This window comes from Dyadobacter arcticus, from assembly GCF_011762185.1.
GTDB classification, from domain to species: Bacteria; Bacteroidota; Bacteroidia; order Cytophagales; family Spirosomataceae; genus Dyadobacter; species Dyadobacter arcticus.
In genome coordinates this window covers 1,316,132-1,333,575 of the sequence record NZ_JAASQJ010000001.1, presented here as the reverse complement: position 1 = coordinate 1,333,575, position 17,444 = coordinate 1,316,132, and the positions used below count along the sequence as shown (strand labels likewise).

General features: G+C 45.1%; 19 protein-coding genes. 12 read left to right on the top strand and 7 right to left on the bottom strand.

Features of this window, described 5'->3' with window-relative positions:
• Window positions 1–12: 12 nt before the first annotated feature.
• Genes FHS68_RS05590 through FHS68_RS05580 form a run of 3 tightly spaced genes read left to right on the top strand, consistent with a single transcriptional unit; the run spans window position 13 to window position 3,961 of the window.
• On the top strand, window positions 13–1,605 hold the full coding sequence (locus FHS68_RS05590; RefSeq protein WP_167267956.1) for an FMN-binding glutamate synthase family protein: 1,593 nt from the start codon (window positions 13–15) through the stop codon (window positions 1,603–1,605).
• A 17-nt stretch (window positions 1,606–1,622) separates the two neighbouring features.
• Window positions 1,623–2,303, top strand: a complete 681-nt coding sequence (locus tag FHS68_RS05585; RefSeq protein ID WP_167267955.1) for a hypothetical protein — start codon at window positions 1,623–1,625, stop codon at window positions 2,301–2,303.
• Window positions 2,300–3,961: a S8 family peptidase gene (locus FHS68_RS05580; protein ID WP_167267953.1), complete on the top strand. Its 1,662-nt coding sequence runs from the start codon at window positions 2,300–2,302 to the stop codon at window positions 3,959–3,961. Before FHS68_RS05585 ends, FHS68_RS05580 begins: the two co-directional genes overlap by 4 nt.
• Here the strand turns inward: FHS68_RS05580 and FHS68_RS05575 are convergent.
• Window positions 3,948–4,487, bottom strand: coding sequence for an NUDIX hydrolase (locus FHS68_RS05575; RefSeq protein ID WP_167267952.1), 540 nt, complete (start codon window positions 4,485–4,487; stop codon window positions 3,948–3,950). The genes FHS68_RS05580 and FHS68_RS05575 overlap by 14 nt on opposite strands.
• Before the next feature lie 72 nt (window positions 4,488–4,559).
• Here FHS68_RS05575 and FHS68_RS05570 point away from each other — a divergent pair, with 72 nt between their 5' ends.
• Window positions 4,560–5,468 (top strand): DUF2911 domain-containing protein, encoded by a 909-nt coding sequence (locus FHS68_RS05570; RefSeq protein ID WP_167267950.1) that lies wholly within the window; start codon window positions 4,560–4,562, stop codon window positions 5,466–5,468.
• A 10-nt stretch (window positions 5,469–5,478) separates the two neighbouring features.
• Here FHS68_RS05570 and FHS68_RS05565 read toward each other — a convergent pair whose 3' ends face one another.
• Genes FHS68_RS05565 through FHS68_RS05555 form a run of 3 tightly spaced genes read right to left on the bottom strand, consistent with a single transcriptional unit; the run spans window position 5,479 to window position 7,367 of the window.
• Complete coding sequence (locus FHS68_RS05565) at window positions 5,479–6,087, bottom strand: trimeric intracellular cation channel family protein (RefSeq protein WP_167267949.1); 609 nt, start codon at window positions 6,085–6,087, stop codon at window positions 5,479–5,481.
• A gap of 2 nt (window positions 6,088–6,089) precedes the next feature.
• Complete coding sequence (locus FHS68_RS05560; RefSeq protein ID WP_167267947.1) at window positions 6,090–6,911, bottom strand: thymidylate synthase; 822 nt, start codon at window positions 6,909–6,911, stop codon at window positions 6,090–6,092.
• Between the two features lie 27 nt (window positions 6,912–6,938).
• Complete coding sequence (locus FHS68_RS05555; RefSeq protein ID WP_167267945.1) at window positions 6,939–7,367, bottom strand: OsmC family protein; 429 nt, start codon at window positions 7,365–7,367, stop codon at window positions 6,939–6,941.
• Window positions 7,368–7,554: 187 nt separating this feature from the next.
• Between FHS68_RS05555 and FHS68_RS05550 the strand changes: the two genes are divergently transcribed.
• The 6 genes from FHS68_RS05550 to FHS68_RS05525 are packed head-to-tail and all read left to right on the top strand — an operon-like array spanning window position 7,555 to window position 11,251.
• On the top strand, window positions 7,555–7,791 hold the full coding sequence (locus FHS68_RS05550) for a 4a-hydroxytetrahydrobiopterin dehydratase (RefSeq protein ID WP_167267944.1): 237 nt from the start codon (window positions 7,555–7,557) through the stop codon (window positions 7,789–7,791).
• Window positions 7,788–8,501 (top strand): 16S rRNA (cytidine(1402)-2'-O)-methyltransferase, encoded by a 714-nt coding sequence (gene rsmI / locus FHS68_RS05545; RefSeq protein ID WP_167267942.1) that lies wholly within the window; start codon window positions 7,788–7,790, stop codon window positions 8,499–8,501. Before FHS68_RS05550 ends, rsmI begins: the two co-directional genes overlap by 4 nt.
• Window positions 8,479–9,702, top strand: coding sequence for a lipoprotein N-acyltransferase Lnb domain-containing protein (locus FHS68_RS05540; RefSeq protein ID WP_229211779.1), 1,224 nt, complete (start codon window positions 8,479–8,481; stop codon window positions 9,700–9,702). Before rsmI ends, FHS68_RS05540 begins: the two co-directional genes overlap by 23 nt.
• Before the next feature lies 1 nt (window position 9,703).
• Window positions 9,704–10,498, top strand: coding sequence for an inositol monophosphatase family protein (locus FHS68_RS05535; RefSeq protein ID WP_167267940.1), 795 nt, complete (start codon window positions 9,704–9,706; stop codon window positions 10,496–10,498).
• A gap of 45 nt (window positions 10,499–10,543) precedes the next feature.
• Window positions 10,544–11,077 carry a YfiT family bacillithiol transferase gene (locus tag FHS68_RS05530; RefSeq protein ID WP_167267938.1) on the top strand — a complete coding sequence of 178 codons (534 nt, stop codon included), beginning with the start codon at window positions 10,544–10,546 and terminating at the stop codon, window positions 11,075–11,077.
• Window positions 11,078–11,095: 18 nt separating this feature from the next.
• Window positions 11,096–11,251 (top strand): FeoB-associated Cys-rich membrane protein, encoded by a 156-nt coding sequence (locus tag FHS68_RS05525; protein ID WP_229211778.1) that lies wholly within the window; start codon window positions 11,096–11,098, stop codon window positions 11,249–11,251.
• 61 nt (window positions 11,252–11,312) lie between these two features.
• Here the strand turns inward: FHS68_RS05525 and acs are convergent, their stop codons facing one another.
• A complete protein-coding gene (gene acs, locus FHS68_RS05520) occupies window positions 11,313–13,202 on the bottom strand; it encodes an acetate--CoA ligase (RefSeq protein WP_167267937.1) in 1,890 nt (629 codons plus the stop codon).
• Window positions 13,203–13,355: 153 nt separating this feature from the next.
• On the opposite strand from acs, the gene FHS68_RS05515 reads away from it, so the two are divergent.
• Window positions 13,356–14,573, top strand: a complete 1,218-nt coding sequence (locus FHS68_RS05515) for a THUMP-like domain-containing protein (protein ID WP_167267935.1) — start codon at window positions 13,356–13,358, stop codon at window positions 14,571–14,573.
• Here the strand turns inward: FHS68_RS05515 and FHS68_RS05510 are convergent.
• Both FHS68_RS05510 and FHS68_RS05505 read right to left on the bottom strand, forming a co-directional pair.
• Entirely contained in the window at window positions 14,566–14,922 is a 357-nt protein-coding gene (locus FHS68_RS05510; protein ID WP_167267933.1) for an arsenate reductase, read from the bottom strand. The two genes, FHS68_RS05515 and FHS68_RS05510, sit on opposite strands and share 8 nt — an antisense overlap.
• A 27-nt stretch (window positions 14,923–14,949) precedes the next feature.
• Window positions 14,950–16,350 carry a dicarboxylate/amino acid:cation symporter gene (locus FHS68_RS05505; RefSeq protein ID WP_167267932.1) on the bottom strand — a complete coding sequence of 467 codons (1,401 nt, stop codon included), beginning with the start codon at window positions 16,348–16,350 and terminating at the stop codon, window positions 14,950–14,952.
• A 242-nt stretch (window positions 16,351–16,592) separates the two neighbouring features.
• Between FHS68_RS05505 and FHS68_RS05500 the strand changes: the two genes are divergently transcribed.
• On the top strand, window positions 16,593–17,444 hold the full coding sequence (locus FHS68_RS05500) for a universal stress protein (RefSeq protein WP_167267930.1): 852 nt from the start codon (window positions 16,593–16,595) through the stop codon (window positions 17,442–17,444).

Below are 17,444 nucleotides of genomic sequence, written 5' to 3'. Positions count from 1 at the left end.
TTGCTGCTTTTTATGGACACCACTATGGCTTTTCTGGCATCCGTTCCCTTTTGGGTTTACATTATCATTGTGTTGGTAATCATTGCATTGCGGGATATTTTGCAGCGAAAGCATACCATTCAGCATAATTTTCCCATTGTAGGCCACATTCGTTACTGGCTCGAAACCATTGGCCCTGAATTACGGCAGTACATTGTCGCCAATAACCGCGAAGAACTTCCCTTCAACCGCCGCCAGCGTTCCTGGATTTATGCTTCATCGAAAAAAGAAAACAATTATCAGGGCTTTGGTACGGACCAGAATATGCAGGAGCCGGGTTATGTTTTTGTAAAACCGGCTATGCTGCCTTTAAAGCTGGATTCTACCCATAACCATCATGTCAAAAACGGCAATGATCCGCATCATTATACCATTCCTTCCGTTAAAGTTATTGGGGCATATCACAATAGAAAACGTCCATATCGCCCCCGCTCGGTCGTAAATGTAAGCGCGATGAGCTTTGGTTCCCTTTCTTCACGGGCCATTGAGTCCCTCAACAAAGGATCTTTCCAATTCGGCAATTATCATAATACAGGCGAAGGAGGTTTATCCCCTTATCACAAATATGGTGCAGACGTTGTGTTCAACATGGGTACTTCATACTTTGGCGTCCGTGATGCGGAGGGAAATTTTTCGATGGAAAAGCTCATCAAACTGACGGAAAGCAATCCTTTTGTCCGAATGATCGAGCTGAAACTTTCTCAGGGTGCCAAACCGGGAAAAGGAGGTGTGCTTCCCGCAAGCAAAATAACTGCTGAAATTGCCGAAATCAGGCACGTTCCAATGGGTGTTGACGTGGTATCCCCACCCTATCACAGTGCTTTTTCCAATATCCCAGAAATGATCGATTTCATCGAGCTCATGGCTGAAAAAACCGGCTTACCTGTCGGGATCAAATCTGCGGTGGGTAAAACGGATATGTGGGAACAGCTGGCAGATCTCATGGTTGAAACCGGAAAAGGGCCAGATTTTATTACCATTGACGGCGGTGAAGGTGGTACAGGAGCCGCTCCGCCTTCTTTCGCGGATCACGTCTCCCTTCCTCTGGTATTTGCATTCAGTACGGTTTATAAAATTTTCCAGAAACGGAGCCTGACGGAAAAAGTTACTTTCATCGCATCCGGCAAGCTGGGACTTCCGGCACAAGCAGTGATGGCATTCTCCATGGGTGCCGACGTAATCAATGTTGCGAGGGAAGCCATGATGTCCATTGGCTGCATCCAAGCACAGATCTGTCATACCAATCGCTGCCCGACCGGCATTACCACCAATAACAAATGGCTGGAAGCAGGCATTGATCCAGTATTAAAAACGCAGCGGTTTAACAATTATATGACGACGCTGGCCAAGGAAATCATTGAAATAACCCATGCAGCTGGCTACGAGCATCCCTGTCAGTTTGGAATGAACGATGTTGATATTTCAATGGGTGACCACAACAGCATTATCTCGCTGGCAAACAATTACCACTATTTGAAAACCATCGTACCTTATCCCGGGATAAAAGCACTTCTTGAATGTCCGCATTTGGGTGGCAGGGCCATTTCTGGTGAAAAGTTTGCCTGATTATCAAACACTAACACATGCTTGGAAGAAATTTCACCTTATTGTTTTTCATATTCCTCCTTTTCTCCTGTTCTTCTGAAAATCCTGAAAAACTAGACGATCAGGAATATTTTCCATTGGAATCAGGTCGATATTCAGACTTTGAAGTTGGACTAGCGCAGTACCGCATTGACGAACCGGATCAAATAGCCCGCTACCACTACAAAAAAACGATTGCAGATTCATTTTACAGGGCCGACGGGCAAAAGGTTTTTCCATTTCAATATTCTTCCCAAACTGATGGGACTTTTTGGAAAACCGATTCAATTACTGCTGGCTGGCGCGCTTCTAACCGTTTCTTTGAACAGGAAAATGGAAAGCCCGTAATCAAAATCAGCCTCCCGGTTTTCGAGGGTTCGCATTGGAATGCCAATACTTTTAATGTCAATAATAAGCGCGAATGCAATGCCGTGCAAGTAGACAAATCTTACCAAATCCGCTCATTATTTTTCCCCAATACCATCACGATAGTAATTCAGGATGACTCAACACTTTTGTCGAGAAAGAAGTATATAGAAATATATGCTAGAAACGTTGGTCTGATAAGGCGTGAGCGGCTTTACCTGCAATATTGTTACACAGCAGATTGTATTGGAAAAGGGGTTATCAATTCAGGCTGGAAAGAAATCACAACTATTCAAAATTTTAGTAAAAAATGATCAAAAATCTATTACTCACACTGCTTGCAACTTTTTTGACCGGACAAAGCTTTGCACAAAGTAATCCGAGATATCTTGTGCTTTTCAAAGACAAAACCGGCTCCCCTTATACAGTTGAAAAACCTTCCACCTATCTTTCTGAAAGGTCTATTGCAAGGAGAGCAAAACAAAATATCTCAATTACAACCAGGGATTTCCCGGTTAATCCTACCTATGTCGCTGCCGTGAAGCAAACCGGCGCAGCTGTTATTTATTCATCCCGCTGGTTCAATGCCTCATTGGTCGAAGCTTCTGATGCCCAATTGGCGGCCATTAAAAAGCTGGCTTTTTACAAAGGAATTGAACTCGATCTGCCTGTTGCGAACCTTACTTCCAAATCCGCTGGTATTGAACGGATAGAGGGGGTTAAAGAGAAATTTGAGACGGTCGAAGACCTCGATTATGGCAGCATGAATGCTCAGCTGGCATTAATGGAAGTGCCGGAAATGCATAAAAAAGGCTTTCATGGTGAAAATATGCTGATCGCAGTGCTGGATAATGGTTTTGCCCAGGCTGATGTTGTCGGGTATTTCAAACAATTGAGAGACGAAAAACGGATTATTGATACCCATGATTTTGTGGGCAGGGACGGAAACATTTACAATGACGGCTCCCATGGACTGAATGTATTGTCCACGATTACGGCTTACGAGCCTGGGACGATGATCGGTGCTGCATTTAAAGCCTCATTTGCACTTTATTGCACAGAAAACAATTTTGGAGAATCACCTTATGAGGAAATTACCTGGCTTCTGGGTGCCGAACGTGCCGATAGTCTGGGTGCAGATGTGATCAACTCGTCATTGGGCTACTCCGTTTTCGACGGTGAATTCAACAATGCTGCTTACAATCACACTTATGAAGATATGGACGGAAAAACAACCATTGTCAGTCGTGCTGCCCGGTTTGCTACCCGTACCGGAATGATCGTCACCAATTCAGCGGGGAATGATGGGAACAAAGCATGGCATTATATTGCTGCTCCCGCAGATGTGGATTCCGTGCTGACCGTTGGTGCGACTACATATGACAGAAGCTACGCCGCGCTTAGCTCGGTTGGGCCAAATGCGGCTGGCCAGGCAAAGCCGGATGTTGCCGCGGTAGGCTCGGGAACTGCGGTAGGTACTGTGAACGGTACTGTTGCAAATGGCAGCGGGACTTCATTTTCATCCCCACAAATTGCAGGACTGGCAACCATACTCTGGCAGGCGCATCCAAATCTCACTGCCCAGCAGATCATTTATGTATTGAAAAAATCGGGGCACAATGCAGCTACTCCCGACAATATGTTGGGGTATGGTGTTCCAAGCGCCTTAAAAGCAGAAGAAATCATAGCTAATGAATTTTCGCCGCTAGGTACCGAAGAAGAGTTGCTCAGCTCGGTCATTCTTTCACCCAATCCGGCCAATTCACAAATAACGCTTTCCATTCCCGGGGCACTGGTGGGCAAAACTGCTGAATTGAATATTTATGGCATCAATGGGATGTCCCGGCACAATTCAATGGCGCGGTTAGCGAGTGTACAAACCATTGCTACTGATGACCTCCCATCAGGACTTTACCTGGTCAAAATCAAGGTAGATCAGCAGGAGAGGACATTGAAATTTATAAAGCGCTAGTTTTCCGGACCATTCGCATAATCGATTCCGAATCATGGAAATGATGGACTTCGGCGAGCGGAATCCATCTTACATCCCTGGATTCGCTGTTGATCAAAATAGTTTGCTCATCTATCATTTGGAAAACAAACCGGATGTCATAATGGTGATGTGCTGGAATATCGTTGTTTGCCGGGATCAAATGAACATCGATATCGTAAATGCTCCTTTTCAACAACTCCAGATGTTGGATCCCGGTTTCTTCCCAAACTTCTTTTCTGGCAACAGCTTCCACATCCGGGTCACCGTCGCAATGTCCTCCCGGTTGAAACCATCGGTCGAGTTTGCGATGGTGCATTAGCAGCACTTCGTTTTTATTGGCAGACAGTACCCAGCCGGACGCGGTCACATGTCCTATTAACAATGTTCTTTCAAAGCATTCAGGGTTTTCTTTGACAAATGCGATTGTCTCCCGATGCATTTGCTCCTCCTCACCAGTTTCAGGAATATAAGTTTTGAGTAAGGCAATTAAACGGTCCCTTATCATTTAGGCTATCTGATTTTTTCATTCTAATTTCACCACAAGTTTAATACAGAAGCTATAAACCACTTAGTAAAAATGAAAAAGTATATCCTCACAATTGTCCTCGCTACTTTGCTTCTAACCAACTCTATCGCCCAGCGAACTCCCGCAACAAGCCAGGGAGCCACTGTGGTTCAGACTATTGGCATCACGGATTTCACCATCAAATATTCCCGGCCTTCTATTAAAGGCCGCAAAGTTTTTGCCGACAGTTCGCTGTTAGCACCTTATAATCAGCTTTGGCGCACCGGTGCCAATTCTCCAACTACCCTTGAAGCCAGCACAGAATTCACATTCGGTGGCAGAACGGTACCAGCAGGAAAATATGCATTGCTATCCATTCCGTCCGGAGCTGCGTGGACGGTCATTTTGAATAAAAACTATGAACAGGGCACTGAAGCTTACAATGAATCCGACGACGCGGCGCGGGTTATGGTTATGCCAACTTCTTCGGAATTTAATGAGGTTTTCAAAATCGAAGTGGATCCATCAACCGACAGCACGGGTTATCTCTGCCTTGAATGGTCCTCAGTAAAAATTCCAGTACCGATTTCCCTGCATACGGAGTCGCTGACCATGAATGCATTGAACAAAGCCATTGCCGAAAAACCGGAGGACGTTCAGACGCTGGAAAGTGGCGCAGGATATCTCTTATTCAAAGGAAAAGATTTGCAGGTAGCGCTTGCCATGGCGGATAAAGCGATCGGCTTGAAGGAAGGATACTACAATTTATGGTTGAAAGCGTCGATCCTCAGCAAATTGGGCAAATACAATGAAGCGCTTCCGGCAGCCCAAAAAGCATTGACACTGGGAACTGCTTCGGATCAGGCTTTTACCAGTTTTTACAAAGGTCAGATTGAAAAAACAATTGCAGAAATACAGCCAAAGATTACTCCAAAAGCAGCCATAGCCACTGTTTCGAGAAGCAAAAAAAAGAAGAAATAACCTGTGATATTTATCTAAAAAACCGCGGTACGCTCCACTGATAGCGTACTGCCAGGATCCGGATAATGATGATGATCAATGATGCCGAAATGAATGCGACATTCCGTTCCGCTCCCAATTTATTAAGCAATAGATAACTGCATGCTCCTGCAAAGCATGCAGTTGCATATACTTCTTTCCTGTAAATAATCGGGATTTCATTCGTCATCACATCCCGGATCACGCCGCCCATTGTGGCAGTAAAAACACCCATAATCACCGCAATTTCGGGCCTCACGCCCAAATGCAATGCTTTTTCAGTTCCCACAATGGTGAACAAAGCAATTCCGAAAGTGTCGAAAAGAAATAAGGTTTTTCTCAACCTTAACAAAGGCTTGTAGAAAATAAAAGTGGCCAGAATTCCCGCCATGATAGCGTAAATAATATTAATGTCGCTGATCCAGACCAACGGGTAGCTATCGAGCAGAATATCACGGAGCGTTCCACCTCCGATGGAAGAAATAAAGGCGGTGAAGCTAGCGCCAAACCAATCCTGATATTTCTGATCTTTTACGGCCAATGCGCCTGAAATGGCAAAGGCGAACGTGCCGATAATCTCTAAAATATATTGGATGCTCATCCCTAAACAGCAACTGGCGCTTTGATACCAGGCCAGGAATTATAATTCTGCAATTCAAAATCCTCGAATTTAAAATCAAAAATGCTTTTAACATCGGCATTTATAGCCATGGTTGGAAGCGCCCTCGGTTCACGGCTTAATTGCAGCTCGACCTGATCGAGGTGATTGAGGTAAATATGCGTATCGCCACCTGTCCAGACAAAATCTCCTAAATCCAGATCACATTCCTGTGCGATCATCATCGTAAGCAAAGCATAACTCGCAATGTTGAAAGGCACACCCAGAAAAACATCCGCGCTGCGCTGATAAAGCTGACAGGAAAGCTTGCCTTTTGTTTCGCCCATATCCGCATCGGGAGGAGCAACATAGAATTGGAATAACGCGTGACAGGGTTGTAATCTCATTTCAGATAATTCGGCAGGATTCCAGGCGGAAACAATGATGCGCCGCGAATCCGGAGAATTTTTAAGCTGTTTTAGAATCTCCTGCAACTGATCCACCGACTTACCATTTGCCCCTTCCCAACTCCGCCACTGCTTACCATAAACCGGTCCCAGGTCCCCATTTTCGTCCGCCCATTCATCCCAGATCGACACATTATGGTCTTTCAGATATTTAATATTCGTATCGCCTTGCAAAAACCAGAGCAGCTCATAAATGATCGATTTGGTATGCACTTTTTTGGTGGTGACCAAAGGAAAACCTTCTTTCAGGTTGAAGCGCATCTGATAGCCAAACACACTAATGGTACCCGTTCCGGTCCGGTCGGTTTTGCGGACGCCGTTTCGAAGAATGTGACGTAATAAATCCTGGTATTGCTGCATTAAAAGGATCCTTAAAGGGTAAGCAGGTTAAACGCTTGCAATTTCAACACTATAAGTAATTTCCGCCAATGCAGCCATTTGCGCGGTGGCAGAGCAGTATTTATCCATCGACAAACCAATGGCACGGTTGATTTTATTTTCATCCAATTGGTTTCCAGCAAATTTGAAGACCAGGTTGATTTTCCGGAACGGTTTCCGCATTGTACCTTCTTCCTGCTCACGGTCGCCATCAACAGAAATGCGAAAATCGGTGATATCCTGGCGTTGCTTTTTAAGAATAAGCACTACGTCAATGGCGCTGCAACTTGCCAAACCCATTAATAACAATTCCATAGGCCTTACCCCGAGGTTACTGCCGCCAATATCCGGCGAGCCATCGGTATGTACTTTGATTTCTGAGGAGCCACTGCCTTCAAAATGGAAGGCGTCGTTCACGCGGACGAGTTCTACTTTCATAAAATTGGTAAGGAAATCTGCCAAAACAAAGTTCAAATATACTGACCAAAACCGGTTTGGCGGCTCACTTATAAATTTAATCACAACCATAAACCTTGTATATTCGCTAGACAAAGTTGCACCGGCCAATCTGCAAAATATGCCTCCGATTGACCAGAATGTTTAAAATGAACTAAATGAACGAATTATGTGGAACGAGGAAGATAACAAACTGAAACGCAGCTTCACTTTTAAGGATTTCAAGGAAGCTTTCGCATTTATGACCGAAGTTGCTGAAACCGTGGATGAAATGGATCACCACCCGTTTTGGACCAATACCTACAACAAAGTCAATATTGAATTAAATACCCATGATGCCGGTGATATTGTAACGGAAAAAGACAGAAAACTGGCTGCTGCGATTGACGCTATTTTTGAAAAATGAAGCTTTATATCGTACCTACCCCCATCGGCAACCTCGAAGACATCACGCTTCGCGCGATCAATGTCCTGAAAAGCGTGGATGTAGTTTTGGCAGAAGATACCCGCACTTCGGGCACCTTGCTGAAACATCTTGGGATTTCCAAACCGATGCAGAGCTACCATATTCACAATGAACACCAGACAGTTTCCAGGGTCGTGGACCGCATTCAAAAAGGAGAATCCATTGCCTTGATTTCGGATGCGGGTACGCCCGCTGTTTCTGATCCGGGCTTTTTATTGGTAAGAGAATGTATTAAGAGAGATATAGACATTGAATGCCTTCCCGGGCCTACAGCATTCGTCCCCGCATTGGTTAATTCGGGCTTACCCAGCGACCGCTTCACATTCGAAGGTTTTTTACCCCACAAAAAAGGCAGACAAACGCGTTTGCAAAATCTGGTACCGGAAGAAAGGACCATGATATTTTACGAATCGCCGCACAGGCTGATCAAAGCTTTGACGCAATTCACCGAATATTTCGGCCCGGATCGTCAGGTAAGCGTTTCCAGAGAGTTAACTAAGATTTTCGAGGAGAACATAAGAGGTACTTTGCAGGAAGTAATTGCTTATTTTTCCGAGAAAACCATCAAAGGCGAAATTGTAATTGTCCTGGCCGGCCGGGCAGAAGAGAAAAAGAAATCCGACAAATATGAGGACGAGGATCCTGAATAATATGAACCCAAACAACCGCAAGTTTTTTAAGTATTTAGTAATTAGTATTTTACTCATAAGCCAATCTTTTTCTGCATTCGCCCAGTTTGCGACATTAAGCCCGCAAACGAAGGTAAGTCTCGTGACTTTTGGTCCCGGCGAAGAATTATACTCCGGTTTTGGCCACAGCGCGCTCTGGATTTACGACCCTGTATTGGGACTTGATGCCGCCTACAGTTATGGTACTTTCAGTTTCGAATCCGGTAATTTTTATATCAAATTTTTGAGAGGAACATTGCCTTACACGATCTCTGTCGCGCCAATGGGCCCGCAGGTGGCTTTTTACAGATCCGAAAACCGGTCCGTATCCGAGCAGGTATTGAACCTTTCACAAGCCCAGAAACAGAAGCTATACAATTACCTGGAAACCAATTACCTACCGCAAAACCGAAAATATCAATACCAATATTTTTACGACAATTGCGCAACCCGTCTGGTCAATGCATTGAAGGCAGCTACTGCCGATAGTCTCGTTTATACAGGATATACCAAAGAAAAACTCAGTTTCCGACAATGGATCGACCGGTATGCCTACAAGCAAAATCCATGGGCCGATTTTGGAATGGATCTCGCCATTGGCGCACAGTCCGACGAAATTGCTACTGCGGAACAGGCTACTTTTTTACCTGATAACCTCGCCACAGCATTCGGTAATGCAAAATTGAAAACGAGCTCAGGCGTTCAGCCGCTGGTTATGGGCACCAATGATTTTTTTACCGCCGAACCGATCAAGTACAAAGGTACCTTCACGCCAATGGTTACCTTTTGGACAATGGCAGTGCTCGTCCTTGCATTCACTGATTGGCAGACCAGGAAAGGAATGGTGAATTTTGCATTGGATAAAATTCTTTTTTCTATCGTGGGCCTGGCGGGCTGGATATTGGTTACGCTTTGGGTGATCAGGAATGATGATACAACCAGCTGGAATTACGATCTGCTTTGGGCATTCCCGTTGTGGCTGCCGCTGATTTTTTTCATTTCAAAGCACAGGAAACCTTACTGGTTCCAATTTCTGTTGATTTTATATGGATTTCTCTTACTTTGCGCAACGGGCAATGTTTTAAAACACAACTACGTGGTCATACCTATCCTGCTGACGCTGATCGTCAGGGTCTACTACATCAATAACTCACTTTCTAAAATTCCTCAAAGGGCAAAATAGTATGGATCTGGAATTGCTGACACGAAAAACGATAGAAATAGTAAGGCAGGCTTCTACATTTATTCAGCAGGAAGCGGCTCTTTTTTCAAGAGATAAAATTGAATATAAGGATCTAAACAATCTGGTTTCTTATGTAGATAAAGAAGCCGAAAAGCTATTGGTGACCGGCTTAACAGAACTTTTGCCGGAAGCCAGCTATATCACCGAAGAAGGCACAACCGGCATCGAACCAGATCCGACCGCCCTAAATTGGATTATTGATCCGCTGGACGGAACGACCAATTTTATTCACGGCATTCCGGTTTATTGCGTTAGCGTGGGCCTGGCAAGAGGCAAAGAGTTATTGGTCGGCGTTATTCATGAACCAAGCCTGAATGAAATGTTTTACGGCTGGCAGGGCGGCGGGGCCTGGTTGAATGACAAAAAAATCAGCGTGTCCAGTGTTCCACTTTTGCAGGATAGCCTCATTGCGACCGGATTTCCCTATTATAAATTCGAAAAGCAAAAAAGATATATGTACATTCTTGAACTGCTCATGCAAAAAACGCATGGAATCCGCAGAATGGGCGCCGCGGCAGTGGATCTCGCCTATGTTGCTGCTGGACGTTTTGATGGTTTTTACGAATATAATCTCAATTCCTGGGATATGGCCGCAGGCGTGCTGCTCATCAAAGAAGCAGGAGGAAAAGTGACCGATTTTAGTGGCGAGGATAACTACCTTTTCGGAGGCGATATCATTGCAACCGCTGGCAAAGCCCACCACGAATTAGTAGGAGTCATTAAAGAAAACTTTTAAAACTCACTAATTCACTCATTCACCCATTCACTCATTCAAATTGCAATGACCCTCGAACAACTCAAATATCCCATCGGTGAATTTGAATCCCAGGATAGCTATACCGCTGCCGAAGTAAAATCCAACATTCAGATCATCAGCGCATTGCCTTCAAAATTCATCAACCTCCTGTCCAATTGGGAGGACGATAGGCTAAATACGCCTTACCGGCCAGATGGCTGGACCGTCAGGCAGTTGATCCATCACGTAGCCGACAGTCATATCAATGCCTACACCCGTTGCAGGCTAGCTATGACCGAGGACAATCCGACCATCAAGCCGTATGAAGAGCAATTATGGGCCGAATTACCCGATGCAAAGACTGCTCAAATTGAATTGTCACTTCAATTGATGCGGTATGTTCATTTAAGGTGGGTTTTGCTTTTGAATTCAATGGATGAGACGGATCTGGCAAGAACTTACACGCACCCTGCGACTGGGCGTGTTTTCAGGCTGGATGAAGTCATTGCGAATTACGCATGGCACAGCGAACATCATTACCAGCATGCATTCACGCTGGCAGCCAGGAACAATTGGTAACCGCTTCACGTTTTTGAAATGATGGCAGCGCAACAGATTATTGTTTTTATTCTTTTCCTGATGGCAGGTGGCTATATCGGCTGGCGGATCTGGAAAACATTTGATAGCCGCAACAGCGGTGGCTGTGCGAAAGGATGCGGCTGCGCCGCGGACAAGGCCTCATTAAATGCGTAACATTACTTTTTGGCATAAAAAAGGTAGCCTTAAACCAGCTACCTCTTTTATGCATTCCCTATTACAATGCACCCTTTTTAATGTCATCCACAACTGCCGGATCCAGCAATGTTGAGGTATCTCCCAGATTGTTGACGTCCCCTTCCGATATCTTCTTTAAAATCCTTCGCATGATCTTGCCGGAACGTGTTTTAGGTAATCCCGTCACGAACTGGACTTTATCCGGTTTTGCAATCGGGCCGATAATCCTGGAAACGGTGGCGGCAATGTCTTTTTTGAACATCTCGGGGTCATGCACACTTTTTTCCGCGATTACATACGCGTAAATACCCTGACCTTTAATGTCATGCGGATACCCTACCACAGCTGATTCCACCACGCCTAAATGCATATTGATGGCATTTTCAACCTCCGCAGTTCCAATGCGGTGGCCCGATACATTCAATACATCGTCCACGCGTCCTGTAATGCGGTAATAGCCATCTTCATCGCGCAAACATCCGTCACCCGTGAAATACATACCCGGATAAGCGGAAAAATACGTTTGCTTGGCGCGTTCGTGGTCGCCATAGGTTGTGCGGATAATGCCTGGCCATGGAAATTTGATGCAAAGGTTACCGCTTACGCCATTTCCTTCGATTTCATTGCCGCTTTCATCCACTAAAACAGGCTGAATGCCCGGTAACGGTAGAGACGCAAACGTCGGTTTTTCTGGCGTGATCCCCGCAAGCGGAGATATCATAATACCCCCGGTTTCAGTTTGCCACCATGTGTCTACCAATGGACAATCGTCGGCACCAATGTTGGTTTTGTACCAATGCCAGGCTTCCTCGTTGATTGGCTCACCGACTGAACCGAGTTTGGTTAAAGACGATAGATCGTGCCCATTCACATAATCCAGGCCAAAACTCATTAAAGAGCGGATGGCAGTCGGGGCGGTATAGAGGATGTTAACTTTATGTTTTTCAATGATTTTCCAGAAACGGCTTGCGTCCGGATAGGTAGGTACGCCTTCAAAAATGACCGAGGTCGCGCCGCAGCAAAGCGGGCCATACACAATGTAGCTATGCCCGGTAATCCAGCCAATGTCGGCCGTACAAAAATGAATTTCTCCCGGCTCGTATTGAAAAACGTTTGTGAAAGTATAGGCTGCAAAAATCATGTACCCGCCGCAAGTGTGAACAACGCCTTTGGGTTTTCCGGTTGAACCGGAAGTGTATAAAATGAATAGAATGTCCTCAGCATCCATAGGTTCGGCCGCGCAAACCGAATCGACCAGTTTCACTTCATCTTCCCACCACAAATCCCTGCCTTTCAGCATGGAAACCGGCGTACGGGTGCGGGTCATGACAATGACGTGTTTTACCGTATCGCATTGTACAAGCGCTTCATCCACAGTAGCTTTCATTGGAATTACCTTGTTGCCACGGAACGCACCGTCGGATGTGATAACCATTGTGCATTCAGCATCGTTGATCCGGTCGGCAATAGATTTGGCTGAAAAACCCCCAAAAACTACGGAATGAATGGCTCCTATCCTTGCGCAAGCCAGTACGGCAACGGACAACTCGGGAACCATCGGAAGATATATGCAAACCCGGTCGCCTTTCTGGACACCGTGCTTTTTCAAGACATTGGCAAACCGGCAAACCTGATCAAACAATACGCGATAAGTAATGGAAATTGCTTTGTCTTCGGGATCATTGGACTCCCAGATGAGCGCAACCTGATCACCTTTATCAGCCAAATGACGGTCCAGCGCATTTTCGGTGATGTTCATTACACCGCCTTCAAACCATTTTATATTCGCCTCGGTGAAATCCCAGCTCAGTACTTTTTTCCAGGGTTTACGCCACACAAATTGTTGGGCCACTTCCGCCCAGAAACCTTCGGGATCGTCTACGCTTTGCTTGTAGGCAACCTGATACTCTTCAAAGGTCTTAATTCTCATAATAAATAAAGGTTAAAAACTAGGGAAATAGGATATGAGCAGACAAGTTATAATTTTCATCTGGTTACTCCTACCTTGTCCGTTTGTAAGCGCTGATCAGTTGCCAAATTGCATTAATTTCAGCCTCTCAAAACGTCCGAGAAGTATTTACGAATGTCTATTGATAAAATGGAAACAGACGAACCAGGCTTTTCGAGGGATGAAATCAGTTTTATTCAAACGCATCAATATGAAAATGCAGGTCAGCTGATGTTGAAGGCAGGCCAGTTTAAAGGGTTGGATCTTAAAAAACTGGCGGCTCAAATCGTATCCAGACAGAAGGCAGTCAAGAAGCTTCCGGAATGGTACAGCAATGAAAAACTGGTTTTCCCACCCGCATTATCAGTCGAGCAATGTTCGTCGGAAGCTACCGCCCGCTACAAGGCGAAACTGATCTCAGGTGGAAAACTCGTTGACATTACCGGTGGAATGGGCGTCGACAGCTTCTATCTTAGCAAGAGCTTCGAAAAAGTGGATTATTTCGAACAGCAGGAAGTTGTTGCTGAAACAGCCCGTTATAATTTTGAACAGCTTGGGGTATCTAACATTGAGGTTCACGCCGAAGATTCACTAAATGCACTCAAGAATGGACGCATAACTTGCGATTGGATTTATGCAGATCCTGCACGCAGGGACGTAAACCGGCAAAAAGTGGTAAAACTGGCCGATTGTGCCCCTGATATTCCGTCCAAACTGGATACCCTGTTTAATTGCGCTCCAAATATCTTGCTAAAAACCTCCCCGCTCCTGGATATCGCTTTGGCTTGCAGTGAATTGCAATGCGTAAAAGACGTTTATACTATTGGATATGAACAGGAATGTAAGGAATTGCTCTTTGTTTTGGCGAGAGATTTCAAAGGAGACTACAAGATAAATGCTCGAATTCTGGATCAGGATGGTAGCGTGAGGCAATCGCTGGATTTTGACCTGGAAACCGAGCGGAATGCAGCGGTATCCTATTCGGATCCGCTGGCCTATTTGTATGAACCGCATCCAGCCATTTTAAAAGCCGGAGCATTCAAAACCCTTTGTGAAAAGTACGGCGTAAACAAATTAGCTGCTAACAGCCAGCTATACACGTCAGCGCATTTGGTGGAAAATTTCCCTGGCCGATCCATGAAAGTGGTGGCTATTTGCAAGCCCGATATGCGGGAGATAGCGCAGCACATTGGTGGAGACAAGGCCAATCTAACTGTCCGTAACTTCCCTGCAAAAACCGATGAGCTCAGAAAAAAGTGGAAATTAAGGGAAGGAGGCGACTTTTACCTCTTTGCCACCACTCTTGCCGACCAATCAAAAACGGTGATTGTAACCATCAGGGCATTCAACTGAGAAATTTTTCTTCGTACATTTTTTCAGAGAAGCCCAGCGTCACCGCTTTTCCCGAAGCATCTTCAATAACCGGCCTTTTCACCACAGTCGTATGCTGAACGATCAGCTTGGCGGCCGATTTCTCATCCACCACCGCTGCCCGTTCTTCATCCGAAAGCTCTTTCCAGGTAGTCGAGGCTTTATTCACAACCTTATCCCAAGGAAAAACTTTAAACCACTTCTTCACGGTCGCGGCTGGTAATGCTTCTTTTCTGTAATCGTAAAAAGTATATGCAATGCTGTGATTATCAAGCCAGGTACGTGCTTTTTTAATGGTATCGCAATTCGGGATTCCGTAAACGGTTAACATAAAGTTGTTACGCTAAAAACTAAAAAACTAAACTTCTGCCGCAATCGGCTCCTCCTGAATACGGTCGGAATTATGCATTTTTTCATCATCCAGCTCACCTTCCCAACGGGCGATCACAGCGGTAGCGAGGCAATTTCCAGTCACATTGACGGATGTCCGCGCCATATCCATCAATTCATCAATACCCATAATCAGTAGCACCGGCCACTCTGGCATACCAAAATTGGCAATCGCGCCTAACAAAATAACTAGGGTCGCACGGGGAATGCCCGCAACTCCTTTGCTGGTAAGCATCAGCAATAATACCATCGTAAGTTGCTGACCAAAAGACATTTCCGTACCCGTCGCCTGGGCGACGAAAACCGTGGCCAGAGCCAGATAAAGCGTGGAACCATCAAGATTAAAACTGTATCCGGTTGGCATTACGAAGGAAACGATTTGCCGGGGAACGCCAAATTTCTCCATTTTTTCCATCGCCTTGGGCAATGCTGATTCGGAGCTGGTGGTAGCAAATGCAATGGATACCGGTTCGAAAATGGCTTTGGCAAACTTGATCACGGGGATCCTGGCTATCAATGCAATCGGGATAAAAACAATGACGATGAATACAATCAAAGCACAATATAGCGTGGCCAGGAGCAGCGCCAGGTTTCTAAGAACGTCAATACCCATATGTCCCACCGTTTCTGCAATGGCAGCGCCAACGCCAATTGGGGCGAAATACATGATGATCTTGGTAAATTTGAACATTACCTCCGCCAGCAATTCCACGCCATGTACAAATTTTTCCTTTTTTGCAGCAGGCAAAAGCGCAAGACTTATTCCGAACAAAACACTAAAAACGACGATCTGAAGTACTTCTCCGTGATAAATGGATTTAGCAACGTTCTCTGGAAATGAATGTAATACGATATCCTGCCAGGTTTGGTCAGCTACTTTTGGCAAAGTCACATTAAGCGCTTCCGGCGGAATGATACCTACACCGGGTTTGAACCAGTTGGCAAAAAACAGCCCGATCAGCAAGGCAAATGTGGTTACTACTTCAAAGTAAAGCAGTGATTTCCAACCCATTCTCCCCACCTGTTTCAAGTCTGAATGTCCGGCAATACCCGTTACCAATGTCGCGAAAAGCAGCGGTGCTATTACCGTTTTGATCATTTGCAAAAAGATCTGACGCAGGAAATGCAGCTCAGTTCCCATTTTCGGATTATCAAATCCGATCTCCGTCCCTACCAGCATCGAAATCAAAATCGATGTTGTTAAATTCTTTTTTAATATGGCAAATACGATCAGTCCGGCCAGAGCAAGCCATCGAAGCGTAATCAGCACATTGGCAGAAATGGAAACAATATTGTAAGCATTTAAAACTGTGGCGATGGCCGCAATGGTAACCAGCGCAATGTTGATGATGGTAATTTTGCTCTTCATACTGAAAATTGAAGTGGAGAATAGTTTGTGGTGGTAAGGTAATACACAAAATTAATAATATGCTTTAAACCGACCCATTTATTGATTGTATCAAACTGTTTCTGATTTTTGAAATAAAAAACTGTTTAGGTTGGGCTGGCTGTCGGGAGATAAATACAAATTATAGTCCAAATCCTTTGTTTCATTCCCTAAAATGAATAGGTTAGGAAACTGCATTTTCTAATATCGCTAATCCAAAGAACATGAATCAAATCCTCATTCCCATTGACTTTTCTGAAAATGCCGAACGGGCACTTGCCGCCGCCAAGATCATCGCCGAAAAGGACGTCACCGAGTTGCTTATCCTGCACGCTTATCAGCCTTATATTGCAGATGTAAACTTAACGCCGGGCAGCGTTTCGCCTGGTATCGGAGGTTCGGATTTCCTTTCCATGACCAATGAGCTGGAAGATGAATTTAAAAAAAAGCTGGAAAGCTACTCCCAAAATTTAATCGCTGAGGGTTACAAGTCCAAATCAATCTGGACACTCGGTAGCATTCAATCCGGCATTGAAGAGGCCATGGAGGAATATAACCCGGGTTTGATCGTGATGGGACGCACCGGAACAGGTGGATTTTTGGATAAATTAATCGGCAGTTCCGCAACTCAGATCGCATTGCATGCAACCTGTCCGGTTTTGGTAATCCCGCCGCAGAGCCATCCGGGCAAATTCACAAAGGTTGTGTATGCTACCCAGTTTGAATATGACGAGAGTGATATCCTGAAAGAGGTTTTTGTACTCATGAACCATTTGGGGGCAAGCCTTACCTTGTTAAAAATCCATTCTGATTCGCAGCCCGATATCCAGCCCGATAACCAGTACATCGACGAGATAAAAGCTGAATTTGACGTGAAAGACGATCAGATCGTAGTCCGTGAGGCCAGACATGTTTTGGACGGCATAGAAGATTACTGCGACGAGGTAAAGGCGGACTTACTGATCATGTCCTCCCGTGAACGCTCTTTTATTGAAGAATTTCTGATCAATCCAAGCGTTACCAGGAAGCTGATCATTGACACGCATGTTCCATTGCTCGTTTTTCATCTTAAGTAA